Source organism: Sphingomonas sanguinis (assembly GCF_001476905.1).
In the GTDB taxonomy this organism is placed as follows: Bacteria; Pseudomonadota; Alphaproteobacteria; order Sphingomonadales; family Sphingomonadaceae; genus Sphingomonas; species Sphingomonas sanguinis_B.
Map to the genome: position 1 here is coordinate 26,132 of NZ_LDTE01000077.1, position 16,792 is coordinate 42,923.

At 65.8% G+C, this 16,792-nt stretch carries 17 protein-coding genes and 1 tRNA gene; 11 read left to right on the forward strand and 7 right to left on the reverse strand.

The features are described from left to right. Positions 1-92: 92 nt before the first annotated feature. Entirely contained in the window at positions 93-956 is an 864-nt protein-coding gene (gene bla, locus SB4_RS12435) for a subclass B3 metallo-beta-lactamase (protein ID WP_058752817.1), read from the forward strand. Between the two features lie 3 nt (positions 957-959). On the opposite strand, the gene mltG is transcribed toward bla, so the two are convergent. From mltG to fabD, 6 genes are all read right to left on the reverse strand, one after another. Further along, the gene (mltG, locus tag SB4_RS12440) at positions 960-1,928 is read right to left on the reverse strand and encodes an endolytic transglycosylase MltG (protein WP_058752818.1); all 969 of its coding nucleotides are present in this window, start codon (positions 1,926-1,928) and stop codon (positions 960-962) included. 252 nt (positions 1,929-2,180) lie between these two features. Next, entirely contained in the window at positions 2,181-3,437 is a 1,257-nt protein-coding gene (gene fabF / locus SB4_RS12445; RefSeq protein ID WP_058752819.1) for a beta-ketoacyl-ACP synthase II, read from the reverse strand. Between the two features lie 122 nt (positions 3,438-3,559). Continuing rightward, positions 3,560-3,796 (reverse strand): acyl carrier protein, encoded by a 237-nt coding sequence (locus SB4_RS12450; RefSeq protein WP_007403554.1) that lies wholly within the window; start codon positions 3,794-3,796, stop codon positions 3,560-3,562. Between the two features lie 143 nt (positions 3,797-3,939). After that, the gene (fabG, locus tag SB4_RS12455; protein WP_058732098.1) at positions 3,940-4,680 is read right to left on the reverse strand and encodes a 3-oxoacyl-[acyl-carrier-protein] reductase; all 741 of its coding nucleotides are present in this window, start codon (positions 4,678-4,680) and stop codon (positions 3,940-3,942) included. Between the two features lie 80 nt (positions 4,681-4,760). Beyond that, the gene (locus SB4_RS12460) at positions 4,761-5,111 is read right to left on the reverse strand and encodes a GxxExxY protein (RefSeq protein WP_058752847.1); all 351 of its coding nucleotides are present in this window, start codon (positions 5,109-5,111) and stop codon (positions 4,761-4,763) included. A 33-nt stretch (positions 5,112-5,144) separates the two neighbouring features. Further along, a complete protein-coding gene (fabD, locus tag SB4_RS12465) occupies positions 5,145-6,104 on the reverse strand; it encodes an ACP S-malonyltransferase (RefSeq protein ID WP_058752820.1) in 960 nt (319 codons plus the stop codon). 255 nt (positions 6,105-6,359) lie between these two features. Here fabD and rpsF point away from each other — a divergent pair, with 255 nt between their 5' ends. From rpsF to SB4_RS12485, 4 genes are all read left to right on the forward strand, one after another. Beyond that, positions 6,360-6,770, forward strand: coding sequence for a 30S ribosomal protein S6 (gene rpsF, locus SB4_RS12470; RefSeq protein WP_037567458.1), 411 nt, complete (start codon positions 6,360-6,362; stop codon positions 6,768-6,770). After that, positions 6,770-6,994, forward strand: coding sequence for a 30S ribosomal protein S18 (gene rpsR, locus SB4_RS12475; protein WP_007403456.1), 225 nt, complete (start codon positions 6,770-6,772; stop codon positions 6,992-6,994). The genes rpsF and rpsR overlap by 1 nt, the downstream gene beginning before the upstream one ends. Positions 6,995-7,006: 12 nt before the next feature. Beyond that, positions 7,007-7,603 (forward strand): 50S ribosomal protein L9, encoded by a 597-nt coding sequence (gene rplI / locus SB4_RS12480; RefSeq protein ID WP_058717660.1) that lies wholly within the window; start codon positions 7,007-7,009, stop codon positions 7,601-7,603. Positions 7,604-8,024: 421 nt separating this feature from the next. Further along, complete coding sequence (locus SB4_RS12485; RefSeq protein WP_058752821.1) at positions 8,025-8,501, forward strand: HEAT repeat domain-containing protein; 477 nt, start codon at positions 8,025-8,027, stop codon at positions 8,499-8,501. A 454-nt stretch (positions 8,502-8,955) separates the two neighbouring features. Here the strand turns inward: SB4_RS12485 and mutL are convergent, their stop codons facing one another. Next, on the reverse strand, positions 8,956-10,743 hold the full coding sequence (mutL, locus tag SB4_RS12490; protein ID WP_058752822.1) for a DNA mismatch repair endonuclease MutL: 1,788 nt from the start codon (positions 10,741-10,743) through the stop codon (positions 8,956-8,958). A gap of 134 nt (positions 10,744-10,877) precedes the next feature. Between mutL and SB4_RS12495 the strand changes: the two genes are divergently transcribed. The 6 genes from SB4_RS12495 to SB4_RS12520 all read left to right on the forward strand — a co-directional run bounded on the left by SB4_RS12495 (position 10,878) and on the right by SB4_RS12520 (position 16,713). Next, positions 10,878-11,918, forward strand: coding sequence for a rod shape-determining protein (locus SB4_RS12495; protein ID WP_042482832.1), 1,041 nt, complete (start codon positions 10,878-10,880; stop codon positions 11,916-11,918). 24 nt (positions 11,919-11,942) lie between these two features. After that, on the forward strand, positions 11,943-12,812 hold the full coding sequence (locus SB4_RS12500) for a rod shape-determining protein MreC (protein ID WP_058752823.1): 870 nt from the start codon (positions 11,943-11,945) through the stop codon (positions 12,810-12,812). After that, positions 12,809-13,333: a rod shape-determining protein MreD gene (gene mreD / locus SB4_RS12505; protein ID WP_058752824.1), complete on the forward strand. Its 525-nt coding sequence runs from the start codon at positions 12,809-12,811 to the stop codon at positions 13,331-13,333. Before SB4_RS12500 ends, mreD begins: the two co-directional genes overlap by 4 nt. 2 nt (positions 13,334-13,335) lie before the next feature. Continuing rightward, positions 13,336-15,414 (forward strand): penicillin-binding protein 2, encoded by a 2,079-nt coding sequence (gene mrdA, locus SB4_RS12510; RefSeq protein ID WP_058752825.1) that lies wholly within the window; start codon positions 13,336-13,338, stop codon positions 15,412-15,414. Beyond that, positions 15,411-16,523 carry a rod shape-determining protein RodA gene (gene rodA, locus SB4_RS12515; RefSeq protein WP_058717655.1) on the forward strand — a complete coding sequence of 371 codons (1,113 nt, stop codon included), beginning with the start codon at positions 15,411-15,413 and terminating at the stop codon, positions 16,521-16,523. Before mrdA ends, rodA begins: the two co-directional genes overlap by 4 nt. Before the next feature lie 114 nt (positions 16,524-16,637). Beyond that, a tRNA-Lys gene (locus SB4_RS12520) sits at positions 16,638-16,713 on the forward strand. The last annotated feature ends 79 nt before the right edge of the window (positions 16,714-16,792 follow it).

The window sequence follows — 16,792 nt, forward strand, 5'->3', positions numbered from 1 at the left end:
CCCATCATGAAATTGGTTCATGGCTCTGTCGAGGGAAGATGCTTTGTGGTGCGGCACAAAGCCATTCATCTTGCCGGACGAGGAGACACGCCATGCTCGCCAGACCGACCCTGCTCTCGCTGATCGCCATCGTCGCCGCGCCAGCCACGCCGCAGACACCCGACCCGCTGACCCAGCCGATCGTCACCGAACATACGGCCGAATGGCTCGCCCCGCGCCCGCCGATAAAGGTCTTCGGCACCACCTATCTGGTGGGCTTCGGCGGTCTCAGCGTCGCTCTGATCGATACCGGACAGGGCCTGATCCTGATCGATGGCGCGCTGCCGCAAGCCGCGCCCGCGATCCTGGCCAATGTCGCCAAGCTCGGTTTCCGCCCGCGCGACATCAAATATATTCTCAGCACAGAGCCGCATTTCGATCATGCGGGCGGCCTCGCCGCGCTGGCCCGCGATGCCGGCGCGACGGTCGTCGCCAGCCCTCGCGGCGCGAAGGGCCTGCGCAACGGGCGATTGGCGGCCGATGATCCGCAGCGCGGTTATGACAGCCGCTTCCCCGCCGTCCGGTCCGTCCGCATCATCCGCGACGGCGAAAGGCTGAGGCTCGGCAACACCATCGTTACCGCGCACGCAACGCCGGGCCATACCATGGGCAGCATGAGCTGGAGCTGGCGCGCCTGCGAAGGCCAGCGGTGCAAGGCGATCGTCTTCGCCGCCAGCCTGAACCCGGTGTCGACCGACGATTATCGCTTCTCGGCCCCCTCGCATAAAACCGTCGTAGCCGCCTTCGCACGCGGGCAGGCGGCAATGCGCGCCCTGCCCTGCGACATCTTGATCACCGCCCATGCCGATCAGGACGACGCGACAGAGCGGTTTCTGACGACGCCCGGCGCTTGTCGCGCTTATGCGGCTTCGTCCCAGCGCAAGCTTGCCCAACGACTCAGGCAAGAGGCGCGCTGATCGTCACATCTCGCCGCGCTGGCGACGGATCGCGTACCATTTCTGCACATTGGCGTTATGCTGCGGCAGCGTGTCGGCAAAGACATGGCCGCCCGATCCGTCCGCCACGAAATACAGTGCCTTGCTGTCCGCCGGGTTCAGCACCGCGTCGATCGAGGCACGCCCCGGATTGGCGATCGGCCCGACCGGCAGGCCGGGGCTGGCATAGGTGTTGTAGCCGTTCTTGGCGTGGAGTTCGGAGCGCAGGATGCGACGCCCCAGCGGGCGGCCCTTGGTGATCGGATAGATCACGGTCGGATCGGCCTGAAGCGGCATACCGATCCGCAGACGGTTACCATAGACCGCCGCGACGGTGCGGCGCTCGGACGGCTTGCCCGTCTCCTTCTCGACGATCGACGCGAGGATGATCGCCTCCTGCGGCGACTTGACGGCGATGCCGGGCTTCCGGTCGGCCCAAGCCTGGGCGAGATAATCCTTCATCGCCTTTTGCATCCGCGCCACCACCGAAGCGCGGGTATCGCCCTTCTGATAGGCATAGCTGTCGGGCAGGACCGATCCCTCGGCGGGAACGGCCACATCGCCGGTCAGGCCATCGGCGCGCATCAGGGCGTCATGGACCAGGACCGACGGATAACCCTCCGGCACCGGCACCAGCCGCTGGCGGACCTTGCCCTCCTGCAACAGGGTCAGAACATCATGCGCGCTGGCATGTTCGGGGATGGCATATTCGCCCGCCTTGATCGCCCCGCCGTTGCCGAAGACCCGTGCGTACAAGCGGAAGCGACTGGCCGAACGGATCGCGCCCGCCTTATGCAATTCATTGGCGGCGCGCGCGAGGCTTGCCCCCTCGGGCACTACGACCGCAAGCGGCTTGTCCGCCGGGCCGCTGCCCGCCCAGTCATGCGCGACCCAGGCAAAGACGGCGATGCCGATCAGCCCCAGCAGTAACCCGATACAGCCGACCTTGCGCATATCTCACCCGGTTATGACGAGGGCGCTGGGCCCCGGACAGGAAACAACCCCGGTGGTGGCCGGGTCCGTTTGCCATTCCGCCCGATGACGCGAGCCGAATGAATTTGCAACCGGGCCCGGCCATCACCGGGGTTGGCATTTTGCTCCGCCACCCATTTCGTTCGCAAGAAACGAAGCCGAAATGGGTGCCTGGGCCTCCCCTCAAACCCCGTGGCCCGCGACTTCGCGCAGGCGGAACGGGTATCGAGGGGTTTAGATCGCCTTCATGACCAGCGAGGCATTGGTGCCGCCGAAGCCGAACGAGTTGTTCAGCACCGCCTTCACTTCCCGCTTCTTGGCCGTGTGCGGCACCAAGTCGACGCCCTCGGTGCCCTCATCGGGATTGTCGAGGTTCAGCGTCGGGGGCACGATCTGATCGCGCAGCGCCAGGATGCAGAAGATGCTCTCCACCGCACCCGCGCCGCCCAGCAGATGGCCGATCGCAGACTTGGTGCTCGACATTGACGCGCCCGACAGATCGTCGCCGAACACGCGCTTGGCCGCGGCCAGCTCGATCGTGTCGGCCATCGTCGAGGTGCCGTGCGCGTTGATATAGTCGATGTCCGACGGCTCCATGCCTGCCTTGCGCAGCGCCATGCGCATCGCATTCTCGGCACCCTTGCCCTCGGGATGCGGCGCGGTGACGTGATAGGCGTCGCCCGACAGGCCATAGCCGACAACCTCGGCATAGATTTTCGCGCCGCGCGCCTTGGCGTGTTCGTACTCTTCGAGCACGACGACGCCCGCGCCCTCGCCCATCACGAAGCCGTCGCGGCCCTTGTCATAGGGACGGCTGGCCTCGGTCGGACGGTCGTTCATGCTCATGTTGAGCGCACGCGCCTGGGCGAAGCCCGCAACGCCCAGCGGGTTGATCGTGCTTTCCGCACCGCCTGCCAGCATGATGTCGGCATCGTCGTCACGGATCATCCGCGCCGCGTCACCGATCGAGTGGGCACCGGTCGAGCAGGCGGTCACGACCGCGTGGTTCGGGCCCATCAGGCCATATTTGATGCTGACTTGGCCCGAGATCAGGTTGATCAGGCGGCCATGGACGAAGTGCGGGCTGACCCGGCCGGGGCCGCGCTCGTGCAGGTTGACCGATTCGATCTCGATACCCGGCAGGCCGCCGATGCCCGAGCCGATCGACACGCCAGCGCGCAAGCGCGTCGCCTCGTCCATCTCGGTCAGGCCGGCATCTTCCAGCGCCTGTCCGGCGGCGTCGATGCCATAGACGATGAACGGATCAACCTGACGCTGGACCTTGTGGTCGACGCGCTTGTCGGGGTCGAAGCCATATTCATGGTCCTTGGGCTTCACCTCGCAGGCGATGGTGCATTTCTGCCCCGTCGTGTCGAAGCGGGTGATCGTTCCCGCACCCGACTTGCCAGCAATCAGATTGGCCCAGGCGGTCTCGACGTCCGCGCCCAGTGGCGTGACAAGACCCAGACCGGTGACGACGACGCGCCGCATATTCCACTCCATTCCCAAACGAAAACGGCTCCCCGCCCGCTATGTCGGGGTCGGGGAGCCGCTTGAAACCTGGCCTTGGCGGCCCGTTCGGCCCGCATCACCTGCGGGCCGAGGCCCCGGAATTAGGCCTTGTTCTCGTCGATATAGGTGATCGCGTCCTTGACGGTCGTGATCTTCTCGGCGGCATCGTCCGGGATTTCGACACCGAACTCTTCCTCGAACGCCATGACGAGCTCGACGATGTCGAGGCTGTCGGCACCGAGGTCGTCGATGAAGCTCGCGTCCTCGGTCACCTTGTCGGCTTCGACGCCGAGATGCTCGACGACGATCTTCTTCACGCGGTCGGCGGTCTCGCTCATGGTAATCCCTTCTCGTAATTCATCGGGGGTTGATACTTCCTGAACGCACGTAGAACGCGCGTCCAAGTCTGGCAAGCCCGTCCAGCGACGGACTTACCGACAGATCGGATCATTCGTGCAAATTAAGCCCTTTATAGGCCCGGTTACAGCATCGCCATGCCGCCATTGACGTGCAGCGTCTGGCCGGTGACATAGCCTGCTTCCTTCGACGCCAGATAGACGACGGCGGCACCGATATCCTCGCCCTTGCCCAGGTCGCCCGCCGGGATCTTGCCCAGCAGCGCGGCCTTCTGCGCTTCCGGCAGCACGTCGGTCATCGCCGAGCGCATGAAGCCGGGCGCCACGCAGTTGACCGTAACGTTGCGGCTGGCGAGTTCCTGCGCGACCGCCTTCGACATGCCGACGATGCCCGCCTTGGACGCGGCATAGTTCGCCTGGCCGGGATTGCCGGTCGCGCCGACGATCGAGGTGATCGAGATGATGCGGCCGAAGCGCGCCTTCATCATCGGCTTGGCGGCGGCGCGGATCAGGCGGAAGGTCGCCTCCAGGTTGACGCTGATGACCTGATCCCATTCCTCGTCCTTCATCCGCATGGTCAGGTTGTCGCGGGTGACGCCCGCATTGTTGACCAGGATGTCAAGCTTGCCGCCCAAGGCTTCGACCGCCTGCGGGATCAGCGCATCGACGGCGGCGGGGTCGGACAGGTTGCACGGCACCGCGACATGATCGCCGCCGAGCTCGGCGCGGAACGCCTCCAGCTTGTCGATATTGGAGCCGGACAGCGCCAATTTCGCGCCCTGTGCCGCCAGCGCCTTGGCGACCGCCGAGCCGAGGCCACCCGATGCGCCGGTCACGAGGGCGGTCATTCCTGTCAGGTCGAACATGCTTATTCTCCGATTCTTTGGTTCACGCGAAGCCGCGAAGACGCGATGGGCGTGTAGTCGTTGACGACGCGGCGGAGCCCTTACTTCAAAGTAGCACCGCCAAAATTGATAAGCAGCCCCAGGGGCTGCTTGGTCAGGCGCAGATAAGTCAGCAATTGTTTCGCATGAGCGGCGTTCAGCCGCTCCACCGACTTGATTTCAACCAAGAGGCTCTGCTCGATCAGCAGATCAATGCGAAATGCCCCGTTAAATTGCAGCCCTTCAAAACTGAAATCGACGGCACGCTGCCGCTCCACGTGATAGCCCATGTTACCGAGCTTAGCAGCGAGAACCGTCTCATAGACGCTTTCCAGCAGCCCGGGCCCCAGCTCACGATGAAGGCGCAAGGACAGATCAATCACATCAAACGCTATCGTTTCGATGTCCGTCATCTTCGCGTCCTCGCGCCTTCGTGTGAACAAAAATCAGAGCTTGGCGAGCAGCCCCTCGATATCGTCCATCGTCACCACGCTGACCGCATCGACGTCGGGGGCGATGCGCTTGACCATCGGGCCCAGCACCTTGCCGCCGAACTCGACGCACTGCGTCACGCCCGCCTCCTGCATCGCCAGCACCGATTCGCGCCAGCGGACCATGCCGGTCACCTGCGCGACCAGAAGCGCACGGATCGCGCCCGGATCGGCGACCGGCGCAGCCTCGACATTCGCATAGACCGGCACCAGCGGCGCTCGGATTGTCGCCTCGGCCAAGGCCGCGTCCATCGCATCGGCGGCAGGCTGCATCAGCGGGCAGTGGAATGGCGCCGACACCGGCAGCAGGACCGCGCGCTTGGCGCCCAGGTCCTTGGCCAGCGCCACCGCCTTCTCGATCGCCGCGCGGTGGCCGGAGATCACGACCTGGCTCGGGTCGTTGTCATTGGCGACCGTACAGACCAGTTCCTCGCCACCCTCGGCCAGGATCGCATCGACCGCCGCACCCGCGATGGTCTTGGCCTTTTCCAGGTCCGCACCAAGCAGGGCGGCCATCGCCCCCTCACCCACCGGCACCGCCGCCTGCATCGCTCGGCCGCGCAGCTTCAGCAGGCGCGCCGTCGTCGGCAGGTCGATCGCATCGGCCGCACACAGCGCGGTATATTCGCCCAGCGAATGACCAGCGACGAAATCGGCCTTTTCCGACAGACGGACGCCGCCTTCCTTTTCCAGCACGCGCAGCGTCGCGATGGCGTTCGCCATGATCGCGGGCTGGGCATTCTCGGTCAGCGTCAGCTCATCGGCAGGGCCCTCGACCATCAGGCGATAGAGGTGCTGGCCCAGCGCCTCGTCGACCTCCTGGAACATCTCGCGGGCGACGGGGCTCGCTTCGGCCAGCGCCTTGCCCATGCCGACGGCCTGGCTACCCTGGCCCGGAAAGATGAATGCACGCATGTCGGTTCTGCCATCAAACAGTAATAGGATGGCCCGCGCGGTAGAAAGGTCGCCCGCCGCTGGCAAGTCCGAGGCCCTTGCCCGCTTGCCTTTTGCCGTCAAATCGCTATGAGCCAGCGCACCATTGGGCGGGAAGCACCTGCTTCACCCGCCCTCATGCCATTTTGGCGTGACGGTATTGAAGTATGGAAGACAGCCGGAGGGGTGTCCCACATGGGGTGGGCATCAGCGATCGGCCAACATAAGGTAAGCTGCATGGCTCTTTACGAGCACGTGTTCCTTGCGCGCCAGGATCTGGCACAGGCGCAGGTGGACGCGCTGGCGGAAGCCGCCACGAAGATCGTCGAGGACAATCAGGGCAAGGTCGTGAAGACCGAGACCTGGGGCCTGCGTTCGCTGGCGTACAAGATCGCCAAGAACCGCAAGGCGCACTACGTCATGCTCGAAATCGACGCCCCCGCCGGTGTCGTCGCCGAGCTGGAGCGCCAGACCCAGATCAACGAAGACGTGATCCGCTACATGACCGTCAAGGTGGACGGCCATGAAGAAGGTCCGTCGGTGATGATGCGCAAGCAGGAGCGCGACCGTGAGCGTCGTGCCGATCGTGGCGAACGCCCCGACCGCGCTGACCGCCCCCGTCGTGATCGTGAAGAGGAAGCCGCATAATGGCCCGCCCGTTTTTCCGTCGCCGCAAGAGCTGCCCCTTCTCCGCGAAGGACGCGCCCCGGATCGACTATAAGGACGTCCGTCTGCTGCAGGGCTTCGTGTCCGAGCGCGGCAAGATCGTGCCCTCGCGCATCACCAGCGTGTCGGCCAAGAAGCAGCGCGAACTCGCCCAGGCGATCAAGCGCGCGCGTCATCTGGGCCTCCTGCCCTACGTCGTGAAGTAAGGGGTCTTACAGATGAACGTTATTCTGCTTGAGCGCGTCGAAAAGCTCGGCGCCATCGGCGACGTGGTCACGGTGAAGGACGGCTATGCCCGTAACTTCCTGCTGCCGCGCAAGAAGGCGCTGCGCGCCAACGAAGCCAACAAGAAGGTGTTCGAGGCCAACCGCGCCCGCATCGAAGCCGAGAACGCGAACCGTCGCGCCGAGGCCGAGGTCGAGTCGAAGACCTTCGAGAACGCCACCGTCACCCTGATCCGTCAGGCGTCGAACGTCGGCCAGCTGTACGGCTCGGTCGCGGTGCGTGACCTGGTCGAGGCGCTGGTCGCCGACGGCCACAAGGTCAACAAGAGCCAGATCGTGCTCGACCGTCCGATCAAGGCGATCGGCCTGTACGACGTGCGCGTCGCGCTTCACCCGGAAGTGGCCGTGACCGTCAAGGTCAACGTCGCCCGCTCGCCGGAAGAAGCCGAAATGCAGGCGCAGGGCGTCGACGTCATGGCCTCGATGTTCGAGCGTGACGAAGCCGGCTTCACCGAGGATTACGATCCCAACGCAGAGCCCGGCGCCACCGCCGAGGTTCAGCCGGAGCAGGAAGAAGAAGCGCAGGGCTAAGCCCCAGCGCTTCGGCCTTCCGCCGAAACAAGAAGGGCCGCCCGGCATGTCCGGGCGGCCCTTTTTTGCGTCTTGAAAGACGGAAAGGAAAAGCGCGCCTTCACCAGCGCGCGAGAAGCCTCAGGGGCAGGTAACGCAGGCGCCAACGACCGCCGCTAGGGGGATCAGGGCGAAGAAGAGCGGCATGATATGTTTCATGATCAAAACTGCCAAAGCCTATCCATGGCCATTTAATACACGGCCAAGTGCAAAAGTTTCGTTACGATGAACGCACGAACGCGAAATTTTTCAACTCATCGCTCTATGGGCTCGGCTCACCGGCAAAACAAGAGCCACTTAGCCTGGATCAGGCACTTTTTGATGCAGTGCGGCAGAGCGTGTGCGATCTGGCAAAGCGGCGAGATCATGGTAGCTTGCATCCATGAGCGCGTCATACGAACCCGTCTCCGATTTCCTCAAAGAGGTGATCGCCGAAGAAATCCCGCTCACGGGATCGGCCTATGCCGACGCGAATCTGCGACACCTGATCGTGCTGACCCAAGATTGTGATAAGTCCAACCGCGATTGGGCAACGATGCTGCTATCGCAAGAGGATGTCGATACGCCGGAAACGCGGAAAGCCCTTTTGAGAGCCGCCGACGATCTTGACCCGGACGTCCGGGCGGAAGCCCTGGTCGGCATCGCCCGGCGCGACCGAGCCTTGGCCCTGCCACTCGTATTGGCGGCGCTACAAGGCGATCATGTCAGCTGTCCGACCTTTGAAGCCGCTGGAATGGTCGCAGATGCCACCCTCGTTGAACCGCTGGAGCAATGGACCTACCCGTCGGGTAATGCGATGCTCGACGATGTGATCCAAGACGCGCTGAAGGCGTGTCGGACGGGAGTGCCATTGCACTGAGCAATTTTGATCGCAGGGCCTAAAAGCCGACCGCGCCCGATCTCGCACGGCCCAATACGGCACGCGGAACTCGTATTGAGCGAGCTGGTGCCTAGCCTGTTCACACCTGCGTCCGCCCACCCTCTTAGCCAGCGGCGATAAACGTGCAAATACCGTAGGTTGCATCACGTCATGGCCAAATTGTACGCAGCCAGACCATGACCACGACTTACAGCATGAAATATCAGCGCAGCGGGGGACGGGTCACAGGCACACGGTTGAGGGTCGGCACCTATCTAGAGCGCCGCACAAAGCCAGATGACGGGCAGGCGGCAGCGGGTCGCGCGCGGATGGACCGCTGAGCTAGCGACGTACCTTTTGGTCCCATCGATCTCTGCCAGACCCTTCATACCACCCAATGCTGCGCCGCAGCCATCATCGCGAACGTTGATGCGATCGGCAAATACGGAGCTTGTCACTTCCGCCCGAACAGCTTCTCGATATCGCCATGCTGCAACTTCACCCAGGTCGGGCGGCCATGATTGCACTGGCCGGAGTGCGGCGTGACCTCCATTTCGCGGAGAAGCGCGTTCATCTCGGCGACCGACAGGATGCGGCCAGCCCGAACCGAGCCGTGGCACGCCATGGTCGCCGCAACATGATCCAAGCGTTCTCGCAACGACAGCGCCTGGTCGAACGCCGCGAGTTCATCGGCCAGGTCGCTGACCAGTCCCTTGGGATCGCTCTGTCCCAGCAGCGCGGGCGTGGAGCGGACCAGCATTGCGGTCGGGCCGAAGCGTTCAAGGTCCAGGCCGAACTCGGCCAGTTCCTCGGCACGCGCCTCCAGCCGATCGCAGGCGGCTTCGTCCAGCTCGACCACTTCGGGGATGAGCATCGCCTGCGACGCGACCCGCCCGCCGGTCAGCGCGGCGCGCATCCGCTCCAGCACCAGCCGTTCGTGCGCGGCGTGCTGGTCGACCAGGACCAGCCCGTCCTCGGCCTCCGCGACGATATAGGTCTTAGCGACTTGGCCGCGCGCGACCCCCATCGGATATTGCCGCACTTCCGGCGGCGGCGCGAAGGCGGTCTCGGCGCGGGCCAGTGGCGGGGGCGCGGAAAAGCCAGGTCGCGGCGCGAACAACGATTGGCGCTCCATCACCCGCGCCTCCGGGGCGGCATGGCTCCAGTCATCCGCCACGGGGGCCGTGGCCGCGGGTGCAACGACGCTCTCGCTCTGCCACATTGCCAGCGCCGAGTCGGGCGCGCGCTGGACGCTACGGTGCCCGGCTTCGTCCAGCGCGCGACGCAGACCGGACACGATCATGCCCCGGATCAGCGCGGGGTCGCGGAAGCGGACTTCGGTCTTGGCCGGGTGGACGTTCACATCGACTTCAGACGGCGGCATGTCGAGGAACAGCGCGACGACCGCATGGCGATCGCGTGGCAGCATCTCGGCATAAGCCCCTCGAATCGCGCCCATCAGCAGGCGGTCACGGACCGGTCGGCCGTTGACGAACAGATATTGATGGTCGGCGATTCCCCGGTTGAAGGTCGGCAACCCAGCGACCCCGCCCAGCGAAATCGTGTCGCGCACCCAGTCGATGGCGACAGAGTTTTCCGCCAGCGCCCGGTCGGTCAGTCCCGCGACTCGCCCCGGCCGTTCCTCCCCGCCCGGCACGGTCAGGACACGACGACCGTCATGCTCCAGTGTGAAGGCGATATCGGGCCGCGCCATCGCCAGTCGGCGGATCGTATCGAGACACGCGGCATATTCCGAGCGGGGCGACCGGAGGAACTTGCGCCGGGCGGGGACCCGCGCGAACAGGTCCTCGACCACGATCCGGGTCCCCGGCGGCACGGCGGCGGGGCCGTCGCGCAGCACCTCGCCATTGTCGACCACCCGGCTCCAGCCGTCGCGCCCCGCCGGGCGGCTCTCGATCGTGACCCGCGCGACGCTGGCGATGGACGGCAAGGCTTCCCCCCGAAATCCGAGGGTTGCGACCGATTCGATCGCTTCGTCCGGCAGCTTGGACGTACAATGCCGCTCCAGCGCCAGCGCCATGTCCTCGGCCGACATGCCGCATCCGTCGTCGGCCACCTCGATCCGGCCGATGCCGCCTTGCCCGATCGCCACCGCGATCCGGGTGGCGCCCGCATCGATGGAATTTTCGACCAATTCCTTCAACGCACTGGCGGGCCTTTCCACCACTTCACCGGCCGCGATACGATTGACGAGATGGGGAGGCAGACGCCGTATTGACATGCGGCAAACCCTAGCCCAAGCGACGGCATCCCGCGACCCCGCAAATGACGGTGCAGGTGCCTGTGACGGCTCTTGGCGGCGGTTCGGGATATGAGTCCACGCCCACCCGGTCCATAGACGGAACGAAAGCCTCGATGCCCCTCCCCCGCTTCCTGAAATTCATGTCGCAAGACATGGCGATCGACCTCGGCACCGCGAACACCGTGGTCTATGTCCGCGGACGCGGCATTGTGCTGAACGAGCCGTCCGTCGTCGCGGTCGAGACGATCAACGGCATAAAGCGCGTGAAGGCGGTCGGCGACGACGCCAAGCTGATGATGGGCAAAACGCCGGGCAATATCGAGGCGATCCGCCCGCTTCGCGACGGCGTGATCGCGGACATCGATGTCGCCGAACAGATGATCAAGCACTTCATCCTGAAGGTGCATGGTCCGCGCAAGTTCGCGCGCTGGCCCGAGATCGTGATCTGCGTACCGTCGGGTTCGACCAAGGTGGAACGCCGCGCGATCCGCGACGCCGCCTCGAACGCGGGCGCCAGCCAGGTCTTCCTGATCGAGGAGCCGATGGCCGCCGCGATCGGCGCCGACATGCCCGTGACCGAGCCGATCGGCTCGATGGTCGTCGACATCGGCGGCGGCACGACGGAAGTCGCCGTGCTGTCGCTGCGCGGTCTGGCCTACACCACGAGCGTGCGCGTCGGCGGCGACAAGATGGACGAGTCGATCGTCTCCTATGTCCGCCGCAACCATAACCTGCTGATCGGCGAAGCCACTGCCGAGCGGATCAAGCAGGAAGTCGGCATTGCGCGTCCGCCCGCGGACGGCATCGGCGTGACGATCCAGATCAAGGGCCGCGACCTCGTCAACGGGGTGCCCAAGGAAATCCAGATCAACCAGGGCCAGATCGCCGAGGCGCTGTCCGAGCCCGTCGCGACCATCGTCGAGGGCGTTCGCGTCGCACTTGAGAACACCGCGCCCGAACTGGCCGCCGATATCGTCGATCAGGGCATCGTCCTGACCGGCGGCGGCGCGCTGCTCGAGGGGCTGGACGAGGTGCTGCGCGACGAAACCGGCCTGCCGGTCACGGTGGCGGAAGACCCGCTGACCTGCGTCGCGCTGGGTACCGGCCGTGCGCTGGAAGATCCGATGTATCGCGGCGTCCTGCTGAACGGCTAACCTCCAGCATAAGGGGACCGGCGCATGGCGCCCGCCCGCGACCGTCGCACCGGTTTCTCGCGACGGCGGCAATATGGAGCTTTCCTGGCCTATGTGCTCGCGGTGGCGGGTGCGGTGGTGGGCGCGGTGCTGCTTGTCGCATCGACCTTCAACCCGCCCGCCTTCGGCGCCCTGCGCATGACCCTGGGCAGCGTGACCGCGCCGATCTCCGGCGCGTTCGTCGCGATCGGCGATGCGGTCAGCGGCGTGCCGGACACGATCGGCCACTATTTCTTCGTCCATTCCGAAAACGAGCGGCTGCGCGCCGAACTCGTGCAGTCGCGCAAGCTGCTGCTGACCGCGCGCACCATTTCCTATGACAATGTCCGCTTGCGCCGCCTGCTCGCCGTGCGCGACCGCACGCCCGATACGGTGGCGACCGCGCGGCTGGTCAGCTCGACCGGATCGAGCGGCCGTCGCTTCGCGCTGCTCAACGCGGGCCGCTGGCAGGGGGTGAGCACCGGCATGGCGGTGCGGGGACCCGAAGGGCTGATCGGGCGCGTGACCGAGGCGGGGCCTGCCGCCGCCCGTGTCCTGCTGCTGACCGATCCCGAAAGCATCGTGCCCGTTCGCCGGACGCGCGACGGCCTGCCCGCCATCGCGGTCGGGCGCGGTGACGGCACGCTGGAGGTCCGGTCGGTCACTACCAATGTGCGGCTGGCCAAGGGCGACCTGTTCGTCACCTCGGGCACGGGCGGGCTCTATGCCCCCAATATTCCCGTCGCGCGCATCCAGAGCGACGGCGGGGACGTGGCCACCGCGCGGCCATTCATCCACCCCGACACGCTGGATTTCGCGATCGTTCAGCGTGCCTTCATGCCGATGCCGCCACCTGCGCCGGCACCCCGGCCGTGACCCTCGACACCAGCAACCCCTTCGACCCCGGACTGCCCCCCGCACGCGCCCGCGCGCTGCCTTGGCTGACCGTGATGGCCGGATCGCTCTGCGCCATCGTGCCGGTGGTAGCGATCGTGCCGTTGCAGCCGCCGATGGGGCTGCTGATGCTGCTCGCCTGGCGGCTGGTGGCGCGCTTTGCGCTCCGGCTCTGGGCGGCGGCGCCGCTGGGGCTGTTCGACGATCTGTTGTCGGGCCAGCCGCTGGGCTCGGCGATGCTGCTCTGGTCGCTGACCTCGCTCGCCATCGACCTGTTCGAGCATCGGCTGGTGTTCCGCGACTTCTGGCAGGACTGGCTGATCGCCAGCGGGGCCATCGCCTTCTGCCTGATCGCCGGGCGCTTCCTGGCGGTGCCGGTGGGGGCGCAGGTCGACGTGCCGCTGGTCGTCCAGATCGCCATCACCATCCTGCTGTTCCCCTTGGCGACGCGGCTGGTCGCCTGGATCGATCGCAAACGCGGCCGGAATGAGGTAGGGGCGTAAGCATGGATCGCCCGGGGCGGATCATGACGGAGGCCGCGCAGGCCTATAGCTTTTCCAGGCGTGCCTTCGTGCTGGGCACGGCACAGGCAGGCGTCGGCCTGTTGCTGGCCGGGCGTATGGCGTGGCTGTCGATCGCGCAGAACGAGAAGTACAATCTTCTCTCGGAAAGCAACCGGGTCAACACGACGATGATCCCGCCGCGCCGCGGCTGGCTGATCGACCGGCACGGCATTCCGATCGCCAACAATCGCACCGACTTCCGTGTCGACATCATCCCCGACCGGCTGGCTGACGAGGACAAGGACCGCGTCCTGAACCTGCTGCGCCAGATCCTGAAGCTGGATGACGAGGCGATGGAGCGTATCCGCCTCGACCTCGACCGCGCCGCCGGATTCCAGCCGGTGCAGGTCGCCGAGCGGCTGGACTGGGAACGCTTCGCCGCGGTCAGCGTCCGCCTGCCCGAGCTGCCCGGCGTCCAGCCGACGCGTGGTTTCGCCCGCTTCTACCCCGCCGGACCTGCGGTTGCGCATCTGACCGGCTATGTCGGCACGCCGACCGCCGAACAGTTCAAGGCGACCCACGACCAGTTGCTCGTCACCCCCGGCTTCAAGCTGGGCAAGGACGGGCTGGAAAAGATGCTGGAGCCGTATTTGCGCGGCAAGCCCGGTGCCAAGCGGGTCGAAGTGACCGCGCGCGGCAAGGTGGTCGCCGAACTCGCCACCCGCCCCGACGTGCCGGGCAAGAATATCCGCCTGACCATCGATGCGGGGCTGCAGGAATATGCCGCCCGCCGCCTGGGCACCAATTCGGGATCGGCGGTGGTGCTCGACTGCCGCACCGGCGAGACGCTGGCGATGGTGTCGATGCCCGCTTATGACCCCAACAGCTTTTCGGACGGGATCAGCCATCTGGAATGGTCGATGCTGTCGGAAAACGACCATGTTCCCTTGATGAACAAGGTCACCCAGGGGCTCTATCCACCGGGCTCAACGGTCAAGCCGATGAACGGCCTCGCGCTGCTGGAAGCGGGGGTGGGCGAGAACGACCGTGTGCTGTGCACCGGCGCGATGCGGGTCGGCACCGGCATCTTCCACTGCCACAAAAGGGGCGGTCACGGCGCGCTGAACCTGAAGGGCGCGATCGAGCAGAGCTGCGACATCTATTTCTACGAGATGATCCGGCGCATGGGCTATGACCGGATCGCGCCGGTCGCGCGCATGGTCGGACTGGGCCAGAAATTCGACCTGCCGCTCAGCACGCAGCGTTACGGCACCGTGCCCGATCCGGCGTGGAAGCTGAAGAAATACAAGACGAAATGGACCGTCGCCGACGGCCTGAACGCCTCGATCGGCCAGGGCTATGTGCTGGCCAATCCGTTGCAGCTGGCGGTCATGGCGGCCCGCCTAGCGTCCGGGCGGCATCTGGAGCCGAGCCTGTTGTCGCATCAGGTGCATCTCGACGCCCCCGCCCTGCCCGTCGCCTCCGAACATCTGGCGATCGTGCGCGACGCGATGTTCGGCGTGGTCAACCAGGGCGGCACGGGCGGCGCGGCGCGGATGCTGGTCCCCGGCGTCAGCCTGGCGGCCAAGACCGGCACCGCGCAGGTGCGCCGGATTTCCATGGCGGAACGACGCAGCACCGGCGTGCTCAAGAACGGGCAGCTGCCCTTCAAGCTGCGCGATCACGCGCTGTTCGTCGGCTTCGCGCCCGCCGACAATCCGCGTTATGCGATTTCCGTCGTCCTCGAACATAACGGCCATACCGTGCGCAACCTCGACGCGCCGTTGATTGGGCGCGACATCATGACCTATCTGTTCGACCGCGACCGCGCGCTGGCCTCGCTGGCGCAGGACGAGCCGACCTGGGGCGGCGACATCGCGACGCGGATGAAGGCCGACGAAGCCGCCTACCGCGCGGCGCACTCGCCCAAGCCCGCCTCCGCCGCGACCAAAACCGATGCGGGCGCCGCGACCGATGCCCCCGCCGTATCGGCCGCCACCAACATGTCGGACGCGCAGGCCGAAGCCATGGCCACGCGCGAGGCCGATCCCAGCGACGAGCCGAGCGACCCCAATCGATGAGCGGCCCCCGCATCATTCCCGAACCCATTGCCCGGCTTCCTTGGCGCGTGATCCTGCTGGTGACCGCGATCGGCTGCTTCGGGCTGGTCGTCCTCTATTCCGCCGCCGGTGGCTCGCTGACCCCCTGGGCCAAGCCGCAGGGGGTGCGCTTCTTCGTGCTGCTCGCCGGATCGCTGGTCCTGTCGCGCCTGCCGCTCGACCTGTGGCGACGCATCGCCATGCCGGGGTATCTGATCCTGGTCGTCCTGCTGGTGCTGGTCGAACTGCTCGGAGCGGTGCGCGGGGGGAGCCAACGCTGGCTGGACGTCGGTTTCATCCGCCTGCAACCCTCCGAGCTGATGAAGCTGTTCATCGTGCTGGGCGCGGCGCGATTCTACGAATTGATGCCGCCGGGCGAGACGCGGCGCTTTTCCGGCATATGGCCGGTCGCCGCGATGATCGCGGTGCCCGCCGCACTCGTGATGAAGCAGCCCGATCTCGGCACCGCGCTGATGATCTGTGCGGGCGGCGCGACCGTCATGTTCCTGGCGGGTGTGCCCCTTCGCCTGTTTATCGGCGGCGCGATGGCGCTGGCGGTCGCGGCCCCGTTGGCGGTCAATTTCGTCCTGCACGATTACCAGCGCAACCGCGTGCTGATCTTCCTCGATCCCGAGAGCGATCCGCTGGGCACCGGCTACCATATCAGCCAGTCGAAGATCGCGATCGGATCGGGCGGCATCTGGGGCAAGGGCTTCCTCAACGGCACGCAGAGCCATCTGGACTATCTGCCGGAAGGCCACACCGATTTCGTCTTTGCGACCATGGCCGAGGAATGGGGGCTGGTCGGCGGGTGCTTCCTGATCCTGGCCTTCCTGCTCGTGATCCGCTGGGGCCTCAACGTGGCGCAGGCCGCGCCGACGCGCTTTGCCCGGCTGACCGCAGCGGGGCTGTCGACGACGATCTTCATCTACGTGATGGTCAACCTGATGATGGTGATGGGCCTCGCCCCGGTGGTCGGCATTCCCCTGCCGCTGGTCAGCTATGGCGGGTCGTCGCAGATGACGGTGCTGCTGTGCCTGGGCATATTGATGGCGATCGACCGGGAAAATCGCCGCTCCACCCGCTGGTGAGGAAAAATCGTCACGCCCGCGCAAAAAGCATTTGCAAAGCCGAAACAGCCTGCTAAAGGCGCGCCTCCCGATCGCAAGGCGGGCCGCTGGATGGCCTGACAAGCGTGACGATATGGACGCATAGCTCAGTTGGTAGAGCAGCTGACTCTTAATCAGCGGGTCCTTGGTTCGAGCCCAAGTGCGTCCACCAGTTTCTCCAACGGCCCTGCAGCGATGCGGGGCCGTTGTGCATTCGGGCCTCTCCGATCCGCCCGTGACCGTGCGCGGTT